The organism is Cytobacillus oceanisediminis (genome assembly GCF_004366035.1).
Classification (GTDB): domain Bacteria; phylum Bacillota; class Bacilli; order Bacillales; family Cytobacillaceae; genus Cytobacillus; species Cytobacillus oceanisediminis_C.
In genome coordinates this window covers 260,311-277,463 of record NZ_SOEE01000007.1, presented here as the reverse complement: position 1 = coordinate 277,463, position 17,153 = coordinate 260,311, and the positions used below count along the sequence as shown (strand labels likewise).

The window sequence follows — 17,153 nt, the reverse complement described above, 5'->3', positions numbered from 1 at the left end:
ACTTTTTCGGCAAGAAAGATGTCGGAGAGCCCTAACACCATTCACAAAACTCAAGTTCCCTTTTTAATTCATCAACGTACTCCTTAGATCCCGTAACAATCAGGCGGTCATTAACATGCAGTTCTGTATCTCCGTGCGGAACAATAGAATCCTTACCTCTAAATATACGTACGAATATGACATCCCCTGTAAACGGGAATCGCCGGAGCATCATGCCTTCAAACTGCTCATTCTTCAATCGGATCTCGTATAAAGCTGTCTCCTGGTTCGTTAAAATGTTCACCACACTAGGTGATTCAATTAAAGCACGAAGCAGTGCCTTAGACGAAAGAATGGTTGAAAACAGCTCAATATCATGTTCCCGTAAAGTTTCTTCCATATCAGGGCTTTCCATACGGCAAATGACACGATCCACTCCCTTTTCTTTAAAAGCAATAGATAATGTCGCATTTGTCTCTTCATCCCCTGTCGAGATTACTACAATATCTGATTCAAATGCTTCTGTACCATCAAAATTTTCAATATTAAATTCATCAACTTCAATGATATCAAACAAAGAGTCAGCTATCTGCTTTTCCGCCTTTTCCTGCTTTTTATGATACAAAGCTGGTTCGTAAAGGGATGATTTAAGTTCATTATAGATCGGCATCGTCATTTGATTAGCACCAATGAAAGACACTTTTAGCTTCTTCTCTTCGGCCGCTTCCATAGGGAATAGCTTTTTAAAGACTACAGGAGTAAATATACTCGTTATGACTGCAACTAAAATCAATGTTCCGCTCATTTCGGCGGTAATGACATCCATTCTTTCACCAATAGTTGCTGCAGCAATAACAAGAGAAAGGGTTGACGTTAATAAAAACCCTGAAGCAATAACAGTTTTAATGTCATACCATCTTTTTAAAATATAGATTGGTAAAAGTTTTGAAAGCAGCAGTGCAACCAGCAGCAATGGAATAAGCATTAGCAATTTCGGATCTCCAAACAATGTCCATACGTCGAGATCCACCCCTACCATCACAAAGAAAATAGGGATGAGGAATCCATATCCGAAAGAATCCAGTTTATGGATCATTTCCTGATTTGGCGCCAGCAATGATACAAGTACACCGGCAAGGAAAGCACCTAATATATTCTCTGCCCCAACTGTTTCTGATAACGCCACCAGGAATATGATTAGTGCAAACACCGCTCTTGTTCCAATCTGAACAGTCCCTGTAGACATCGCTTCAAGAAAATTAAGGTTTTTAAACCTTCTCCCCAGGAAATACAGCAATACACCTACGCCAAATAAGACGAGAAGCAGCCAGGTATTCCCTCCGCCTGTATCATTTAATGAAACAAACACAGCCAGCAGAATCATGGTAGCCAAATCAGCAATAACGGCGATCAGCAGAATGATTTGGCCTATGCCTGTTTTCATCAAATGCGCTTCCTTAAGTGTCGGAACCACAACTCCCAGAGAGATGGTCGAAATAATTAATGTCATTAAAAAGGCATTATCAATGAAATCTGCCCAGACAAATAAATACGATAAACCCAATGAAACCAAAAATATTCCTAAAAATACAATGGAAGAAACAGCAAAAGAGTTTGGCTCAAGCTTCCCGCTTGGGAGCTTTACTCTCTTCTTTGCCGAAGAAAAAGCTGTAAAGTCAATTTCCAGACCGCTCAAGAACATTAGAAATATAAATCCAAGAGTCGAAAGAGTTTCCAGCCACATATCTTCATGTACGATATCAAAGCCGCTTTTACCGATAATCAAACCTATAAGAATCTCTGCCACCACTACAGGGATGAAATTAATTTTCAGCCGGTGCAGCAAAATGGGCGTGATAAAAGCAGCCAATATCACAATGACCAGCGAAGCTACTGATGCTCCATGTTCCATAAAATAACCCCCTTAGCCTGTTAAGTAGCTCATAAATAATGTCGCCATTCCAAAATAAATTAAAATACTGATTAGATCATTAATAGTTGTAATAAATGGACCTGAGGCAACAGCCGGGTCAATTTTCATCCTGTGCATTAGCAATGGAATCAGCGCACCGGCAAGGGTGGCTACTATCAACGTAAACAAAATTGAAACGCCAACTAAAACACCAAGAAAGAAATTTCCTTTCCAGAAGTAAACAATGAAAGTCACAAGAACACCGCAAATTCCGCCATTAATTAACCCAGTCCCTGCTTCCCTTATCACCAGTTTCCACTTATTTTCTTTCTCCAGGTCACCTGTAGCAATACCCCGGACAGCAACGGCCAAAGCCTGAGTCCCTGTATTTCCTGCCATCCCTGCAATAAGAGGAATGAAAACAGCCAGAATTGCAACCTTATCCAGGGTATCCTCAAATCTTCCGATAAGGCTTGCAGTTAACATACCCAAAAACAGCAGGATGATAAGCCAGGGGAGCCTTTTACGCGCTGCAGAAACTGGATTCCTGTCAATATGATCCATATCCGATACAGCAGCCAATTTGGAATAATCATCAGATGCCTCTTCTTCCATGACATCCATGACATCATCAACTGTAATAATACCCAGCAAATGGTTTTGAAAATCCACAACCGGTACGGCGAGAAAGTTATAGTCTTTAATTTTTCTTGCGACTTCTTCCTGATCTTCCCCGACAGATACGGAAACTACCCTGTCATTTGTGATTTCCGAAATCATCGTATCATCATCACTTACTATTAAATCCCTTAATGAAATAACGCCAATAAGTTTTTTTTCGTCATTAACAACGTACACATAATAAATGGTTTCCGCCCTTGGCGCTTCATTTTTCAGGATATACATAGCAGAACGAACCGTCTGATTGGCTGACAGTGAGACAAATTCCGTCGTCATTATACTTCCTGCTGTATATTCTTCGTAATGAAGCAAATCCTTAATTTCTTTTGCCGATTCATCATCCATAATTGTCAAATAGCTGACTACCTGGTCTTTATCTAGTTCATTTAAAACATCAACTGCATCATCGGCATACATTTCCGAAAGCATATCCGCTGCATAGTGGGGATTCATCTCAGCAAGGACGTCTTTATAATCTTCTTCCTCAATCTCCAAATTTTCAAATAGAGCTGCCATTTCTTCCGGAGAGAGATAAAGATAAATTTTTGCCCGGATGTCCTCATCCAGATCTTTAAAAAATGAAGCCTGATCATAAGGGTGCATATCAAGAAATTCATTCCTGAAGATATCAATTTCTTCATTTTGTAAAGATTGGATTAGAAGACTGGTATTGATGTGGGAATCTGCCCTTTCCACTGCGCGATCTTCCATAGAAATTACCTCCTCTCATACAATGAAACCTTCTTTTTGAAATGTTATCCCCAGCACAGGAACCTGAGGTGAATTGGAAAAATTTCATTCTTGCTGTGGAATTGATATTGCCAGCGGTATTTTTGTTAAACACGAAACCACGAGCTTCTTGCCCGTTAAAAAGCCTAACAGGAAAACGTACTTCACTATACTAGCAAATCTTTGTTTTTTTGTCGTCTCTGAACATTCATAAATTCAAATGAACGTTAATGTACTTTTCAGTTTTAATTTTCCCATTCCTTTAACTTAAAACCGTTAAAGCTTCTCTGCAAGCTGAAAATAAACGTCATGATAATTATTATGAAAATTGATATCATAACAGTAGAACTATTAAAGGAGCCTATATATGAGACTTGATATTATTGGTGATATTCACGGCTGCTTTGCTGAATTGAAAGAACTGACTTTGAAAATGGGCTATAGATGGAAGAGGGGATTTCCTGTCCACCCAAGTAATAGAAAACTCGCCTTTGTTGGAGACTTAACAGACAGAGGACCAGAATCTCTGGCAGTCATCGATGCAGTATATAACCTTGCCGCAAATGACCTGGCTTACTATGTCCCGGGCAATCATTGCAATAAACTATACCGCTACTTTCTAGGAAATAAAGTTCAAATTACACATGGCCTGGAAACCACAGCAGCTGAATATGAGCAGCTGGACCCGCAATCACAGATGGAAATGAAGAGTAAATTTATGGAATTATATGAAAGTGCACCGCTATACCATGTGCTTGACAACAATAAACTGGTAATCGCCCATGCTGGAATTAAGGAAAGCTACATTGGGATGCATTCATCAAAAGTTAAAACCTTTGTTCTTTACGGAGATATAACTGGAGAAAAAAATCCTGACGGGACACCTGTGAGACGGGATTGGGCTAAACAGTATGAGGGTAAGGCAGCGGTTGTCTATGGGCATACTCCTGTAAAGGAAGTCAGGAAAATCAATAACACCTATAATATTGATACAGGCGCTGTTTTTGGAAATAAATTAACTGCAATTAGATATCCGGAAATGGAATTAATGTCTGTCCAGTCAGGCATGCCTTATGTAGAAGAGAAGTTTAGGAAGATTTAATCCAAAAAGCCGGCAAATGCCGGCTTTTATAATAGACAATTCATATCTTCTGGAAACAGCTGTTTAAACATAAGAGTTCTGTGCAGAAAGGGATGATAAAAGGAAAGGCTGCAGCAGTGCAGTGCCTGCCTCCTGATAAATTGCCTTGTGCCTCCATACAATTCATCACCTGCAAGAGGATAACCAAGCCATGCCAAATGGACTCTGATCTGGTGAGTTCTGCCAGTTTCAAGCTTTAATTTTACATGTGTAAATTCCTTGTGCCGGCTGATTACCTGATAATGAGTACATGCATATTGGCCTGCCTCACTAACTTTCCGCTCAATAATACTGTCTTCTTTTCTTCCAATCGGCTGTTCTATAGTACCGGCATCCCGGCTGATTGTCCCTTCTGCAAAGGCTTCATACGTCCGCTGGATTTTACGGCATCGCTGCTGCTGGCTAAACAAATGATGCACATGCCTGTGTTTCGCTATTAAAACCAGGCCAGAAGTATCTCGATCGAGTCGAGTCACAATATGCGCAGCAGACTTTAAGCCTATTCGCTGATAATACCCAATCAGACGATTAGCCAAACTTCCCGAAGGATGTTCTCTGGAAGGAATGGTACTCACACCTGCAGGTTTATTTACTACAAGAAGATAATCATCTTCATAAAGAATATCAAGGGGCAAGTCTTCCCCCTTCATGCCTTTACTGGGAACTTCTTCAGGGAATCCAACCCGAAGAATATCTCCCTCCTTTAGCTCGTAGCGGACATTGACTTCCTGATTGTTCACTTTAATGAAGCCCCCAGCAAATTTTATGTCAGTGAGTGCAGTTTTAGAAATATCATTTTCTTTTAAAAATCCCCTGATTAACGAGCCCGCCTGCAGGGCAGTAATTTTCCATTGTAATTCAAAACGCGCCATGAGCTATAGGCTCCTGTTCTGTAAGAAGTAACGGGCTTATTAAAATAAGCGATTCTAAATACTGAATAGTTCCTTTTTCAATCAGCGACAAATGAATCGTGAACCCTTTTCCAGAATGGGAATGGCCTGAACCTGGCAAAACGGATTTTCTCATCTGCCACTCTGAATTGTATTGATTTTACATCCTTATGAAGAAGAGTCAAATGATCAATGGTAATTTGAAAATCCGGCTCATTCACAGGCTTCAGCATGCATGTATGGTGTGCCGGCAGTACGAGCGGAGAGCCCACTGTACGGAAAACCTTGTTATTAATGGAAGCCATTTCAGCAAGCTGGATGGCAGGCAAGGAAGGGTGCAGGATGGCACCGCCCAGCGCCTTATTATAAGCTGTACTTCCAGATGGAGTAGAAACACAAAGACCATCTCCCCGGAACCGTTCAAAATGCTGGCCGCGTATCTCCACATCCATTACTAAAGTGCCTTCCACCGCTTTGACAGTTGATTCATTCAATGCAAGATAGCGGGTTTCTTTGCCGCCATGCTGGTAGCGGATAATCACTTCCAGGAGCGGATATTCAATCACCTGATACGGGGTTTTAGCAATTGCAATGACAAGCTTTTCGATTTCCTCCGGCACCCAATCTGCATAAAACCCAAGATGGCCTGTATGTATACCAACAAACGCGGTCTTGTCCAGACGGCTGCTGTATCGGTGAAAGGCATAAAGCAAGGTGCCATCCCCGCCTACCGATATGACTATATCAGGCTCTTCTTCATCATATGTAAGCTCGAAGTCCAATAAATAGGTTCTCATTTTGTGCATGAGTGTATTAGATTTTGAATCTCCTTTTGAGGTAATGGCAAATTTCATCTTATCCAAGCTCCTCTTTTATACGTTAGTTTTCTCCCTTTTGCTGCTTTTCCTTTTTCCTTGTAAAGAATGCCTGGGCATCCTGAATCTCACCGCGAATGAGTGACATTTCTTCATCAAGCCTGAAAGCAGCCTCTGCCGCTCTCTGGAGCCTCATCTGGATATCTTCAGGGAATTGGCCCTTATATTTATAATTTAACGAATGTTCAACCGTGGCCCAGAAATTCATGGCAAGCGTTCTGATTTGAATCTCTGCGAGGATTTTCTTCTCTCCTTTTATTGTCTGAACAGGATAGCGGATCACGACATGGTAAGAGCGGTAACCGCTTGCTTTTTTATGAGATATGTAATCTCTTTCTTCAACAATTTCAAAGTCATTTCTTTGTCTTAATAGTTCAACCACTCTCTTAATATCATCTACAAATTGGCACATCATTCTAACACCGGCAATATCCTGCATTTCAGATTCCAATTTGTCGAGAGGAATGCCTTTTTGGTTTGCCTTATCAAGAATGCTTGCAATAGGCTTTACCCTACCAGTAACAAATTCAATCGGAGAATGGGTAGAATCCATTTCAAATTGGCTTCTCATGCCTTTTAGCTTTATTTTTAATTCTTCGATCGCCTGCTTATATGGCGCCAAAAATAAATCCCAATGCTTCACCTGCAACACCACCAAATATCCGAAGTTAGAAAACGCAAGCGCCTCGACCACCCCCGACTTCGAGAGGGGGTAACACAGCCTATCTCTTTATCCAAGTTTTTCGTTATTCAAACATTTAATTAAAATAAGTTCTCTACTTTTTCTACCATTTCATTTCCATAATTGCTGTTCCCGCGGATATTTTCTACTAAATCTCCTAATTCCTCATGAAAGCCTGCCAGTTCAATGCGAACATGATTACGATCAGAAGCAAAAACACGCATTTGGCCATCCAGTGCCTTTTTTAGTTCCGGCCAGACTGTTTCAGGAAGCGAAATATATGTATAGTCATCATTTTGTTCTGCTATGTAAATAAATGATAGGTTGTCGGAATCAGCCAATATTTGCTGCATGGCTGTTAAGCCTGAGACTGTTCCAGCATCTATTTCCAAGATTAATTCATTTTCAATCCATTCTGCATTTACAACTGTAAGTTTCTGTTTCATTTTTCTACCTCCATTGTCATTACCTATTCTATCGCAGATTTTATGGACAGTAAAACCCCTGATTCAATTTTCACAGCCACAGTCCTGCACCTCGAAAGTTCAGTTAAACATGAAGCAAACTCCCCTGATGACTTTATCACAAAAATAAAAAAAACTTCAAAGATTGAAGTCCATCCTGATTAAGGAGATAATACAGGAAATTACTTATAGCTGAGGTGTAGTGGCTTGTCTAACAAAAATATTGAAATTGAATTTAAAAATATGGTCACCAGAGAGGAATTTTCCTCATTAATAGATTTTTTGAACATAAGGAGAGAGGATTTTTCCGAACAGGAGAATCATTACTTTGATACACCGGATTTTTTATTGAAGGCTAAAGGAAGTGCCTTAAGGATCAGACAGAAAAATGGCTCATTTGAATTGACTCTTAAACAGCCCCACCCTGAAGGACTATTGGAGACCAATGAAAATCTTACTGAGTCCGAAGCTGCAGAGATGATCCAGACTGGGAAAATTCCCACTGAACTGATAATAAGATCCCTAAAGGAGCTGGGCATAAAGACAGATAAACTTCAGTACTTTGGTACTCTCGCAACAAAACGTGCAGAGAAAGAATACATGAAAGGAGTGGCTGTTCTTGATCACAGCCGATATTTAAATAAGGAAGATTTTGAGTTAGAATATGAAGTGGATAACAGGAATGAAGGTGAATTGATTTTTCATAATTTGCTCAAACAGCTTAACATTCCTGTCAGGAAGACCGAAAATAAAATTAAGAGGTTTTATAGCGAAAAATACAGACAGCAAAAGGATTAATAGAAGTACACCTTTTGCCAAGGAGCAATACAATGAACGTAAATCAGTTGAAAATATTGATAGAGCTGCAGGCACTGCAAGGTTTTAATAATTCTAAGCAAACGAATACTTCAAACCCTCTGTTTCAAGAGCTGTTGGCCGGGTTAGTTACGGAAAATTCCGGTTCATCACATCAAGTAAAAGGAGGACTGGGGGCAGTTGCGTCTCTGGAACCTTATTTTAGTGTTTTACAAACAGATACCCTTAAAGCTGCAGCTCTTCCGCCCCTTAAACTAACCAAATTTGCCGAAACTTCAAATAGTGATTTTGATGATCTGATTCAAAAAGCTTCAGATCTGTTTAATGTACCTGTTAACCTGATCAATTCAGTCATTAAACAGGAATCAAATTTTAATCCGAATGCAGTCAGCCATGCAGGTGCTTCCGGGCTTATGCAGCTTATGCCCGATACAGCCAAGGGGCTTGGCGTTGAAAATATCTTCGACCCTGCCGAGAACATTTTTGCCGGAGTCAAATATTTACGGCAAATGATGGACAGGTATGCTGATAATGTAGAACTTGCACTGGCTGCCTATAATGCCGGACCTGGAAATGTAGATAAATACGGAGGAGTCCCCCCTTTTAGAGAAACACTGAATTACATAAAGAAAGTGACCTCTTCCATTATGGCTTAAGGCTAATTTCAGCCGCCCGAATTTACCGGGCGGCTTTTTCATATCCTTTTCGGCGAATGTTTCGGATTGACGGCATGTGCTTAATCCATACTATAAGAAAAGCGCAAGCGCCTTGCCCACGAAGGAGCGCAGACTAAGAACGGCACGTCCTCCCAAAAGCTGCCGTTTTCGGTCGTGCGATGTATCGCTGCCGCAGTTTTCTTGTCCTGTGGCAACGTTTGCATGACCCCCCATCCTTGGTGCCTTACCTCGAGGTGGGGCTGCACTAGACAGTTATCTGCTTCAGAATTTTTACATTTTCTTTTAAAAAAGAATCAAAAAGCGGGCAAAAGGGCTGAGTAAGCTATTTGTTTGAGATATAAATCCCTCATTGATAGAATATAAAGAGATCACATCTCTCAATATTAAATAGGAAGTTTTTTTTACAAACGAATTAACTCATAAAAGGAGTTTTAAATATGGCCGAGAAAATGCACACTCCCTTCGACGCTATTGGTGAGGAAAAGCTTCACCAGCTAATTGACGCTTTCTACCGGCGCGTAGGACAACATCCTGATCTCGTTCCTATTTTTCCAGATGACCTGACAGAGACAGCCAGAAGACAAAAGCAGTTTATGACCCAGTATTTAGGGGGACCCCCTTTATATACTTCAGAACATGGACATCCGATGCTTCGTGCTCGGCACATGCCTTTTCCCATAACGGAAACGCGGGCAAAGGCCTGGCTTTCATGCATGAATGAAGCAATGGACGAAATTAGGCTTGATGGGCGCTTGAGGGAAGACTTTTTTGCAAGGCTTGTGCTCACTGCCCAGCATATGATCAATACACCTGAAAACGGCGTGAAAGGTGAAAGCTCGTGAATAAGCCAGAATCTAATGCAAACAAGCTTACATCTCCACATTGCCACGGCAGTGAAAAAAAACCAATAGAAGTCTATATGTTTGTTGATCCCCTTTGCCCAGAATGCTGGGCTTTGGAGCCAATTTTAAAAAAGCTCCTGATTGAATATGGCCGCTATTTTTCCATAAAGCATGTATTAAGCGGCAGGCTGGCAACGTTAAATATGGGGAAAAGGCAAAACTACGAGAACATTGCTGATTTGTGGGAGAAAACAGCAAGCCGCTCTGGAATGTCCTGTGACGGGAACGTCTGGTTCGAAAATCCGATTTCTTCACCCCACCTGGCTTCGGTTGCAATTAAAGCTGCGGAATTGCAAGGGAGAAAAGCCGGCATCAGATTTTTACGCAAGCTTCAGGAGGTTTTATTTCTTGAAAAGCAGAATGTGTCTAATTTTGAAGTTTTAAAGGATTGTGCTAAGGAAGTCGGTCTGGATGTCGTAGAATTTGTTTCTGATATTCATTCAGATAGTGCAGCAAAGGCTTTCCAATGTGATTTAAAAATCACTTCTGAAATGGATGTTCAAGAAATACCCACTCTTGTCTTTTTTAATGAAAATATAGAAGATGAAGGCATCAAAGTCACCGGTTATTATCCCTATGAAATTTATGAACAGATTTTGGAGGAAATGCTTCCTGCTAAACCTGAACGTGCTCCTTTGCCGCCACTGGAATATTTCTTAAAATACTTTAAGCTAGTGGCCAGCAAGGAAATCTCTGTTGTATATAATATGTCAGACAGCGAAGTGAACAGGGAAATGAAAAAGCTTCAGCTAAAACAAATAGCTGAATATGCACCTGCAAAATACGGTAATTTCTGGAGATATTTAGGTTAATGTAAAGCTGTGCAAAATGCACAGCTTTATTTTTTTCAATGAAAAAACCATGCAGTTCATACGCACGGCTTTTTCGGGTTTTATACAAACAAAGGGGATGGGAGAAATTTTTCACGTCCAAACAAAAGGGGTAAATGTTTGCATGTGATCAACTTCACATTTGTATTATATAATGAGGTAACAAACAACGACAATAAGTTTGTGCCTCATTTCACAATATTGTCAAAATCAAGTCATGACTGTCTGGACAACCGCATAAAATAATAGGGATGAAACCTTGCCAAGGAGGAGAATGCAATATGAAAAAACTGCCTGTATTATTGATAGTGATGCTCATCTTGCTCTCCTTTATTTTAAATATTTTCGGATTGATGAAACTTATCCCTATTTTCATCACTTCACCTATTTTATTTATTTCTCTCCTGATCCTATTTTTATATTTGAATGACCGAAGGAGATTTAAGGGATTTTGAACAATACATAAAAGGTGCCAGACAAACTCCTGGCACCTTTTATGAACTGCTTGCGGCTTTTCTAGGAAAGCAAGCTTTCCATTTCATTAAGCTTTTCCTCAAATACTTTGCAGGCATCTTCAATCGGCTTGCTGCTCGTCATATCAACACCGGCTTTCTTTAGCACCTCAATTGGATAATCTGAGCTGCCGGATTTCAGGAATTCAATGTATCTGTCAACTGCAGGCTGGCCTTCCTGAAGAATTTGCTTGCTTAATGCAGTTGCGGCACTGAAGCCAGTTGCATATTGATAAACATAATAATTATAGTAGAAATGCGGGATTCTGGACCATTCCAGGCCGATTTCTTCATCAATAACAATGTCTTCTTCCCCAAAATATTTCTTATTAAGCTCATAATATTCTTTAGTCAATGAATCTGCAGTCAAAGCTTCATTGTTTTGTGCCTTTTGATGGATGAGATGTTCAAACTCTGCAAACATTGTCTGGCGGAAAACAGTTCCTCTAAAGCCTTCAAGATAATGATTAAGCAGATACAAACGCTTTTTATCATCATCTATTGTTTTGAGCAGATAATCATTTAAGAGGGCTTCATTACATGTGGATGCAACCTCTGCGACAAAAATTGAATAATTTCCATATGGATATGGCTGATATTTTCTTGTGTAATAGCTGTGAACAGAATGCCCAAATTCGTGAGCAAGGGTAAATAGATTGTTTACATTATCCTGCCAGTTCATCAGTATATATGGATTCGTGCCATATGTTCCCGATGAATAGGCACCGCTTCTTTTGCCCTTATTCTCATGAACATCTACCCAGCGGTTTTCAAAGCCCTCTTTTAGAATAGTTAAGTAGTCCCCGCCAAGCGGCTTCAGCCCTTTTAAGATTAGATCTTTTGCTTCTTTGTATGGGATTTCCATTTTTACTTCCTTCACCAAAGGAGTATAAAGATCATACATATGAAGCTCCTTGACACCGAGAACCTTTTTGCGGAGTTTGACATATCGATGAAGCAAATGCAGGTTATCGTTAATGGTGTTTACTAAATTTTCATAAACACTTTCAGGAATATTGTTCGCAGCAAGAGCAGCATGGCGCGCAGATTCATAATTCCGGATCTTTGCATTGAAATTATCCTTTTTAACATTTCCGCTTAGAGTGCTTGCGAAAGTATTGCGGAACTTCCCATAAGTCTCATATACCGCTTTGAAAGCATCATGGCGGACACGCTGCTCATCACTTTCGAGAAAACGGATGAATCTTCCATGAGTAATTTCGACCTCTTCACCATTTCCATCTTTAATGGACGGAAACTCCAAATCAGCATTATTCAGCATGCCAAATGTATTGCTTGAAGCCCCAAGCACCTCGGAAGCCTGGGCAAGGAGGGATTCCTGCTCAGCAGTCAATACATGAGGCCTTTGGAGATTAATTTCCTCAAGGGAATGTTTATATAATTGCAGCTCCGTTTTGTCCTCTAAAAAACCGGCAATCTTCTCTTCATCTTCAGCAAGCAATTCAGGAACAATATATGCGAGTGCACTTGCAGCTTCTGAATATAAATTTTTAATTTTGTCATCCAGGCCCTGATAAAATGAGTTTGTTGTATCCTGGTCATAACGCATATGGGCATATGTATAAAGCTTCCCAAGGCGAGAGAGTAAATGATCCTGGAACTGCAGCGCTTCATATAATGTTTCAGCACTTTCTCCAAGCCTGCCTTGATACTTGCCTGCATTTGGGATAAGCTTTTGCACTTCATTATATTCCTTGTCCCAATCCTTATCAGAAGGGAAAATATCCTCCAAACGCCAGGTGTCTTCTGGTGAAATCTCATTCCTTGCGGGCAGTTTCTTTACAGTTGTCTCATTAGCCATTCATTCATCCTCCATTCAAAAGTCCCATTACACTATCTTCTCTTTCAAGAAACAAATTCCTTCTTTTCAAGAGCGAATGTGCAAATCTTTGATTATTTTATGTTAAATAGATCATTTTCATTTATTGACCTGCAAAATGCTTTGCGTGATCCCTCTAAAAAAATCCTCATCTCTTTGGAGAAGACAGTAGGAATTATCAGGCTCTCCACATGGCGCAGTTCTTTTATATAGACCGTTTCCTGTCTGCTTAACAATATTTAAGTTAATAAGGATATCCAGATATTCTTTAACTGCCAGGAATTCAGATCCGGTGTGAATTAGTGGAATTGACCTGACCTTAATATCACTATTCTTTACCCTATTGCGAAAGGCTGCAACCATTCGCGCATGAGAAAACGGTCTTTCTTTGCCGATGACATCCATGTACAAGTAAGTCTGCCACTGTATGGGCGGGGTTTCTATAAAAGGAGAATGACGGACAGGAAGGCCGATTTCAGGTGGGAGTAAAGCAGGAGCAATTGAACGGGAGTATAAATCCTGAAGAAAGTTATTTTTATAAGCACTGCTATTTTGAGCCAGGAAATTCTTTATTTTTCGAATTTCATTTTTCCATTCACTTATGTTTAATTCATTTTTAAAATATGGATCAAATAAAAAATCTGGATCAGCATGGAAGATTGTTTTCACATCGTAATGTGCGCAGGCATTTCTGACTGTTAGGGGATGGATTTGGCGGACATTGATAAAGGACTTGGTATTGGGGCAAAATGAAGGGATTACCCATCTGCCTGAAGGGGTTTGCCGAAGAAAAAAGTACTGGAAACCAGATAAAGAAATTTTTGTTTTCCCAATGCGCTTAATATTTTTTCCTGCCAGTATCCACATTGGAACTATGCCTGACTGAAAATATGCTTCTGACCGTTTTTTAAATAACTCTTCTGAGATGATTGAACATTGAAATTCAAGAGCATAATTTACCCCTTCATACTGGACACCTATATCTGGCCGCTGGGTAATGTCCGGATAGTATGGCTCCAGAATTGGATCTAACCCTTTTTTCTTAAGCCATTGAAACAAAAGTAACTTTCCAGAAATATGGTATTCAGACTCCCTTTCATAGCTTTCTGGACATTCAGAACCCTTTTTGTGGCTAAAATGAGGGATTCTCTTATTACCAATCTTCATAATTACTTCCTCTTTGCATTCTGGGCAGAAAAAAGTGTGCTTTTCCCTATACTTTTGTAAATCCGGGAAACTCTGTGAACCAATAAGACTTATTTGAACCCCTTTCTCTGTTTCGGCAACCAACAAATGATCATCTCCTTTCTAAGCTAAATGTTCTTTATTTAATTGCTAAATTCCTTTATAATCCGGAAATTCTTTTTGAGATTTTTTATGCAGCCATCTGCTTATGTTCATAGCTGCAATGAAACAGTTTCTAAACACGAACGCTTAACAAAATAAAGCCGATTTCAAAAATGAAATCGGCTTTGCTTTACTATTTAAAGTGTTTTCTCAGATTTTCAAAAACATCATTTTCTATAATCAGTTTACCGTACTCCATTACACGGTGAATAGTTGTGCTCGTTTCGTGCCCGTACTCCAGGAGAATGCTCAGCATGTTATCTATATCATCCTCTTCAAAAAGCTCTTCAGGGAACTCCGCGAATAAATAATACTTCCCTTCAAAGGAATATAACTTTGTAGTAATGGAATCAAGAATTGACCGCTTTGATAAAGAAATAACGTCCTCAAAATCTTTAAAAGATAATAAGAACTCAAGATCGCCTTCATATCCAGGCTCATCTTCATCGGATTTACGGAAATGATGATCCAGCATTTCCTCTATATGCTCATCCACAGGCAAATCTTTCACTTTTTCATCCGGGACAGGAAGTTCAAACTTCTGACCATCCTTTGAAAGCTGGGCCTTTGTTACAAGAACCTCCAGACCCTTATCCAATGCCTGAACCTGAATCCATAAAGGTCCTTCAACTAGAAATTCTTCCTCCTGATGGACTTCATCCATCATTTCCCAAAAGAGTTCCTCACTCCGCTCACGATTGTACCAAATCTCTTCACGGTCAAAGCCTCTTTCTTCTATATCAAGATAAGAAATATAAAATTTAACTGTATGATCATTAATACGTTCGATTTCCATGCAGCAACTCTCCCTTCTGGCTATGATTGAAGGGACTAAATACCCCCAGCAGTCATGTGTTATCCATTTACCCGTAAATCAATTGGTTAATCCCCGATTTAATTGAAGGTAAACTGTATTTTGTACCTTGTACTTTTATTTTATGACAAATTGAGCATAAAGGGAATTAAAAAGTCGTATGTTTAGAAAAACCGTTAAATGCCTATATTGTCGCAAGGTTTCATTCTTATCTAATTTGACTGTAACTATATATTCCCTTATTATATCCATTTTCCTTGTTCTTTTTCACATAACAGACAAAAAGACCTTCTTCTGTTAACAGAAAGAAGGCCTCTTAATTTTAAGTATAATTGAATGCGGTTGTACATTAACAATCTGGACTTGAGCTAATGTTCAGTTTTAAATCAAACCGGTGTTAATTAACCATGCGCTGTGCTTCACGCAACTGGTAGGTGCGAACTTTTCTCGGAAGGAAACGTCTTATTTCGTCTTCATTATATCCAACCTGCAAACGTTTTTCATCAAGAATGATCGGACGGCGAAGCAGCCCAGGGTTTTCCTTGATCAGCTCAAATAAGTCTTGGAGAGGCATTGATTCAAGGTTTACATCAAGCTTTTGAAATGTCTTTGATCGAGTAGAAATAATTTCATCGGTTCCATCTTCAGTCATGCGCAGAATTTCTTTAATTTCATCAATAGATAGCGGTTCTGAGAAGATATTTCTTTCTTTATAGGCAATCTCATGTTCTTCTAACCATGATTTAGCTTTCCTGCAAGATGTACAACTTGGTGAAGTGTATAATGTGACCATTTTACAAATTCACACTCCTTAAATTAGACATATATGAAACAATCTGAGATTTAGATTTGTTTAATTAAATATTTCTAGAGATTTCTAGATTAAAATTACTTTAATCAAGGAATTTATATTATTTATTATACACCAAACAATATCTATTTGGTATAACTTTTTATAAATATGATAAAAGTATTAAACATTTATTAAACAAATGGATTAAGAATTAGAATCTACTTAATAAGACGAATGAACAAGCAAAAAGTTTCATTTTTTTATATATTTTTTGCTATAATTTCTTCCATAAAGTTTCTTAAGCTTTTTGCTCAAGGGAATTTATGTATTAAATTATTTTATTTTTACTAAATTACTCTATATTTACCCTAATGAATTTTGATTAAACCTTAAATAGATAATAATATTTTCTCAATTAATAAATGAAAATGAAAACACAGCCATTTACAAAAAAGGCTGTGTTTTCCCAATTCTTAAAGATCCTCCAAAACATCCGTCCCATTTTTATTTTCCTCAAAGGTCAGGACCTCTTCTACAGGCTGATAGGACTTCCCATAGAAATGTGCATCTCTGTATGTGTGGATCATTTCATATGTTTTCTTCATGGCTTCATAAATCATTTCTTCACTTTCATTCTCAGGTGACCAATATAGAATTTCCATTGAATTGATTTCATTGGTTGCAAGAGACCGGCGGCTGTATCCAATTGATTGTGCGTGCTCAAACCCTTCTCTTTTATAGAACCGAAGGCGCTTTTCTGTATCCGTCTCTTCATAATCAACCGGTTCAACTTCCAAAATGATCGGCTTGCCTTTGGCCTTCAGCTTTTGAAGTAATTTATGGCCAAGTCCCTGTCCTCTGGATTCCTTCGAAACAAACAGGTAATCAATAAACACAAAGTTATCCAGTTCCACATACATAAGAACATGGTGTGGACCTTCATCTTTATGATAAATGTCTGACCGTTCCTTTAATAAGGTTTCCATGTGTTCTCTGGACTTCATTTCTTCAATTGGGAAATATTGATTCAGTTTTTCATACCAATGCATGGATCTTCTCCTTTTTTTGCTCACAAACGGTAAACCGTCTCTAGAGCATGAATATTTATTCCAGCATGATAAGCTCCCAGCTTTCCTTTCCACTCACTTCTAAGTTTAGCCTTATATATTATTTCCAATCAGATAAAGTATTTGTGGAATTACCCCTTTTAATACTGGAAAGTTTCGAATAAAATAATATTAGGGATGTTTATACATTAATCACAGGAAA

Annotated in this window: 16 protein-coding genes; 5 read left to right on the top strand and 11 right to left on the bottom strand. The window is 39.1% G+C overall.

Translation table 11 applies throughout. The features are described from left to right. Nucleotides 1–31: 31 nt before the first annotated feature. Both DFO72_RS18930 and mgtE read right to left on the bottom strand, forming a co-directional pair. Nucleotides 32–1,891 (bottom strand): monovalent cation:proton antiporter family protein, encoded by a 1,860-nt coding sequence (locus tag DFO72_RS18930; RefSeq protein ID WP_113883318.1) that lies wholly within the window; start codon nt 1,889–1,891, stop codon nt 32–34. A 12-nt stretch (nt 1,892–1,903) separates the two neighbouring features. Beyond that, on the bottom strand, nt 1,904–3,283 hold the full coding sequence (mgtE, locus tag DFO72_RS18925) for a magnesium transporter (protein ID WP_113883319.1): 1,380 nt from the start codon (nt 3,281–3,283) through the stop codon (nt 1,904–1,906). Between the two features lie 385 nt (nt 3,284–3,668). Between mgtE and prpE the strand changes: the two genes are divergently transcribed. Continuing rightward, entirely contained in the window at nt 3,669–4,403 is a 735-nt protein-coding gene (gene prpE, locus DFO72_RS18920; RefSeq protein ID WP_113883320.1) for a bis(5'-nucleosyl)-tetraphosphatase PrpE, read from the top strand. 26 nt (nt 4,404–4,429) lie between these two features. On the opposite strand, the gene DFO72_RS18915 is transcribed toward prpE, so the two are convergent. From DFO72_RS18915 to DFO72_RS18900, 4 genes are all read right to left on the bottom strand, one after another. Then, nucleotides 4,430–5,314, bottom strand: a complete 885-nt coding sequence (locus tag DFO72_RS18915; protein WP_113883321.1) for an RluA family pseudouridine synthase — start codon at nt 5,312–5,314, stop codon at nt 4,430–4,432. 77 nt (nt 5,315–5,391) lie between these two features. Further along, nucleotides 5,392–6,186, bottom strand: a complete 795-nt coding sequence (locus DFO72_RS18910) for an NAD kinase (protein ID WP_009331194.1) — start codon at nt 6,184–6,186, stop codon at nt 5,392–5,394. A 25-nt stretch (nt 6,187–6,211) separates the two neighbouring features. Beyond that, nucleotides 6,212–6,850: a GTP pyrophosphokinase gene (locus tag DFO72_RS18905; protein ID WP_113883322.1), complete on the bottom strand. Its 639-nt coding sequence runs from the start codon at nt 6,848–6,850 to the stop codon at nt 6,212–6,214. A gap of 119 nt (nt 6,851–6,969) precedes the next feature. Beyond that, nucleotides 6,970–7,335 (bottom strand): hypothetical protein, encoded by a 366-nt coding sequence (locus DFO72_RS18900; RefSeq protein WP_113883323.1) that lies wholly within the window; start codon nt 7,333–7,335, stop codon nt 6,970–6,972. Between the two features lie 225 nt (nt 7,336–7,560). Between DFO72_RS18900 and DFO72_RS18895 the strand changes: the two genes are divergently transcribed. From DFO72_RS18895 to DFO72_RS18880, 4 genes are all read left to right on the top strand, one after another. After that, entirely contained in the window at nt 7,561–8,151 is a 591-nt protein-coding gene (locus tag DFO72_RS18895; protein ID WP_113883324.1) for a CYTH domain-containing protein, read from the top strand. Between the two features lie 32 nt (nt 8,152–8,183). Beyond that, complete coding sequence (locus DFO72_RS18890) at nt 8,184–8,825, top strand: lytic transglycosylase domain-containing protein (RefSeq protein ID WP_113883325.1); 642 nt, start codon at nt 8,184–8,186, stop codon at nt 8,823–8,825. 458 nt (nt 8,826–9,283) lie between these two features. Further along, nucleotides 9,284–9,688, top strand: coding sequence for a globin (locus DFO72_RS18885; RefSeq protein WP_113883326.1), 405 nt, complete (start codon nt 9,284–9,286; stop codon nt 9,686–9,688). Then, on the top strand, nt 9,685–10,560 hold the full coding sequence (locus DFO72_RS18880) for a ClpXP adapter SpxH family protein (RefSeq protein ID WP_113883327.1): 876 nt from the start codon (nt 9,685–9,687) through the stop codon (nt 10,558–10,560). Before DFO72_RS18885 ends, DFO72_RS18880 begins: the two co-directional genes overlap by 4 nt. 534 nt (nt 10,561–11,094) lie before the next feature. On the opposite strand, the gene pepF is transcribed toward DFO72_RS18880, so the two are convergent. From pepF to DFO72_RS18855, 5 genes are all read right to left on the bottom strand, one after another. Beyond that, entirely contained in the window at nt 11,095–12,912 is a 1,818-nt protein-coding gene (pepF, locus tag DFO72_RS18875) for an oligoendopeptidase F (RefSeq protein ID WP_113883328.1), read from the bottom strand. A gap of 117 nt (nt 12,913–13,029) precedes the next feature. Further along, a complete protein-coding gene (locus DFO72_RS18870; protein ID WP_243856213.1) occupies nt 13,030–14,220 on the bottom strand; it encodes a competence protein CoiA in 1,191 nt (396 codons plus the stop codon). A gap of 190 nt (nt 14,221–14,410) precedes the next feature. Further along, nucleotides 14,411–15,073, bottom strand: a complete 663-nt coding sequence (mecA, locus tag DFO72_RS18865; RefSeq protein ID WP_009331203.1) for an adaptor protein MecA — start codon at nt 15,071–15,073, stop codon at nt 14,411–14,413. A 415-nt stretch (nt 15,074–15,488) separates the two neighbouring features. Further along, a complete protein-coding gene (gene spxA / locus DFO72_RS18860) occupies nt 15,489–15,884 on the bottom strand; it encodes a transcriptional regulator SpxA (protein ID WP_009331204.1) in 396 nt (131 codons plus the stop codon). A gap of 473 nt (nt 15,885–16,357) precedes the next feature. Beyond that, entirely contained in the window at nt 16,358–16,933 is a 576-nt protein-coding gene (locus tag DFO72_RS18855; RefSeq protein ID WP_113883330.1) for a GNAT family N-acetyltransferase, read from the bottom strand. Nucleotides 16,934–17,153 lie beyond the last annotated feature (220 nt).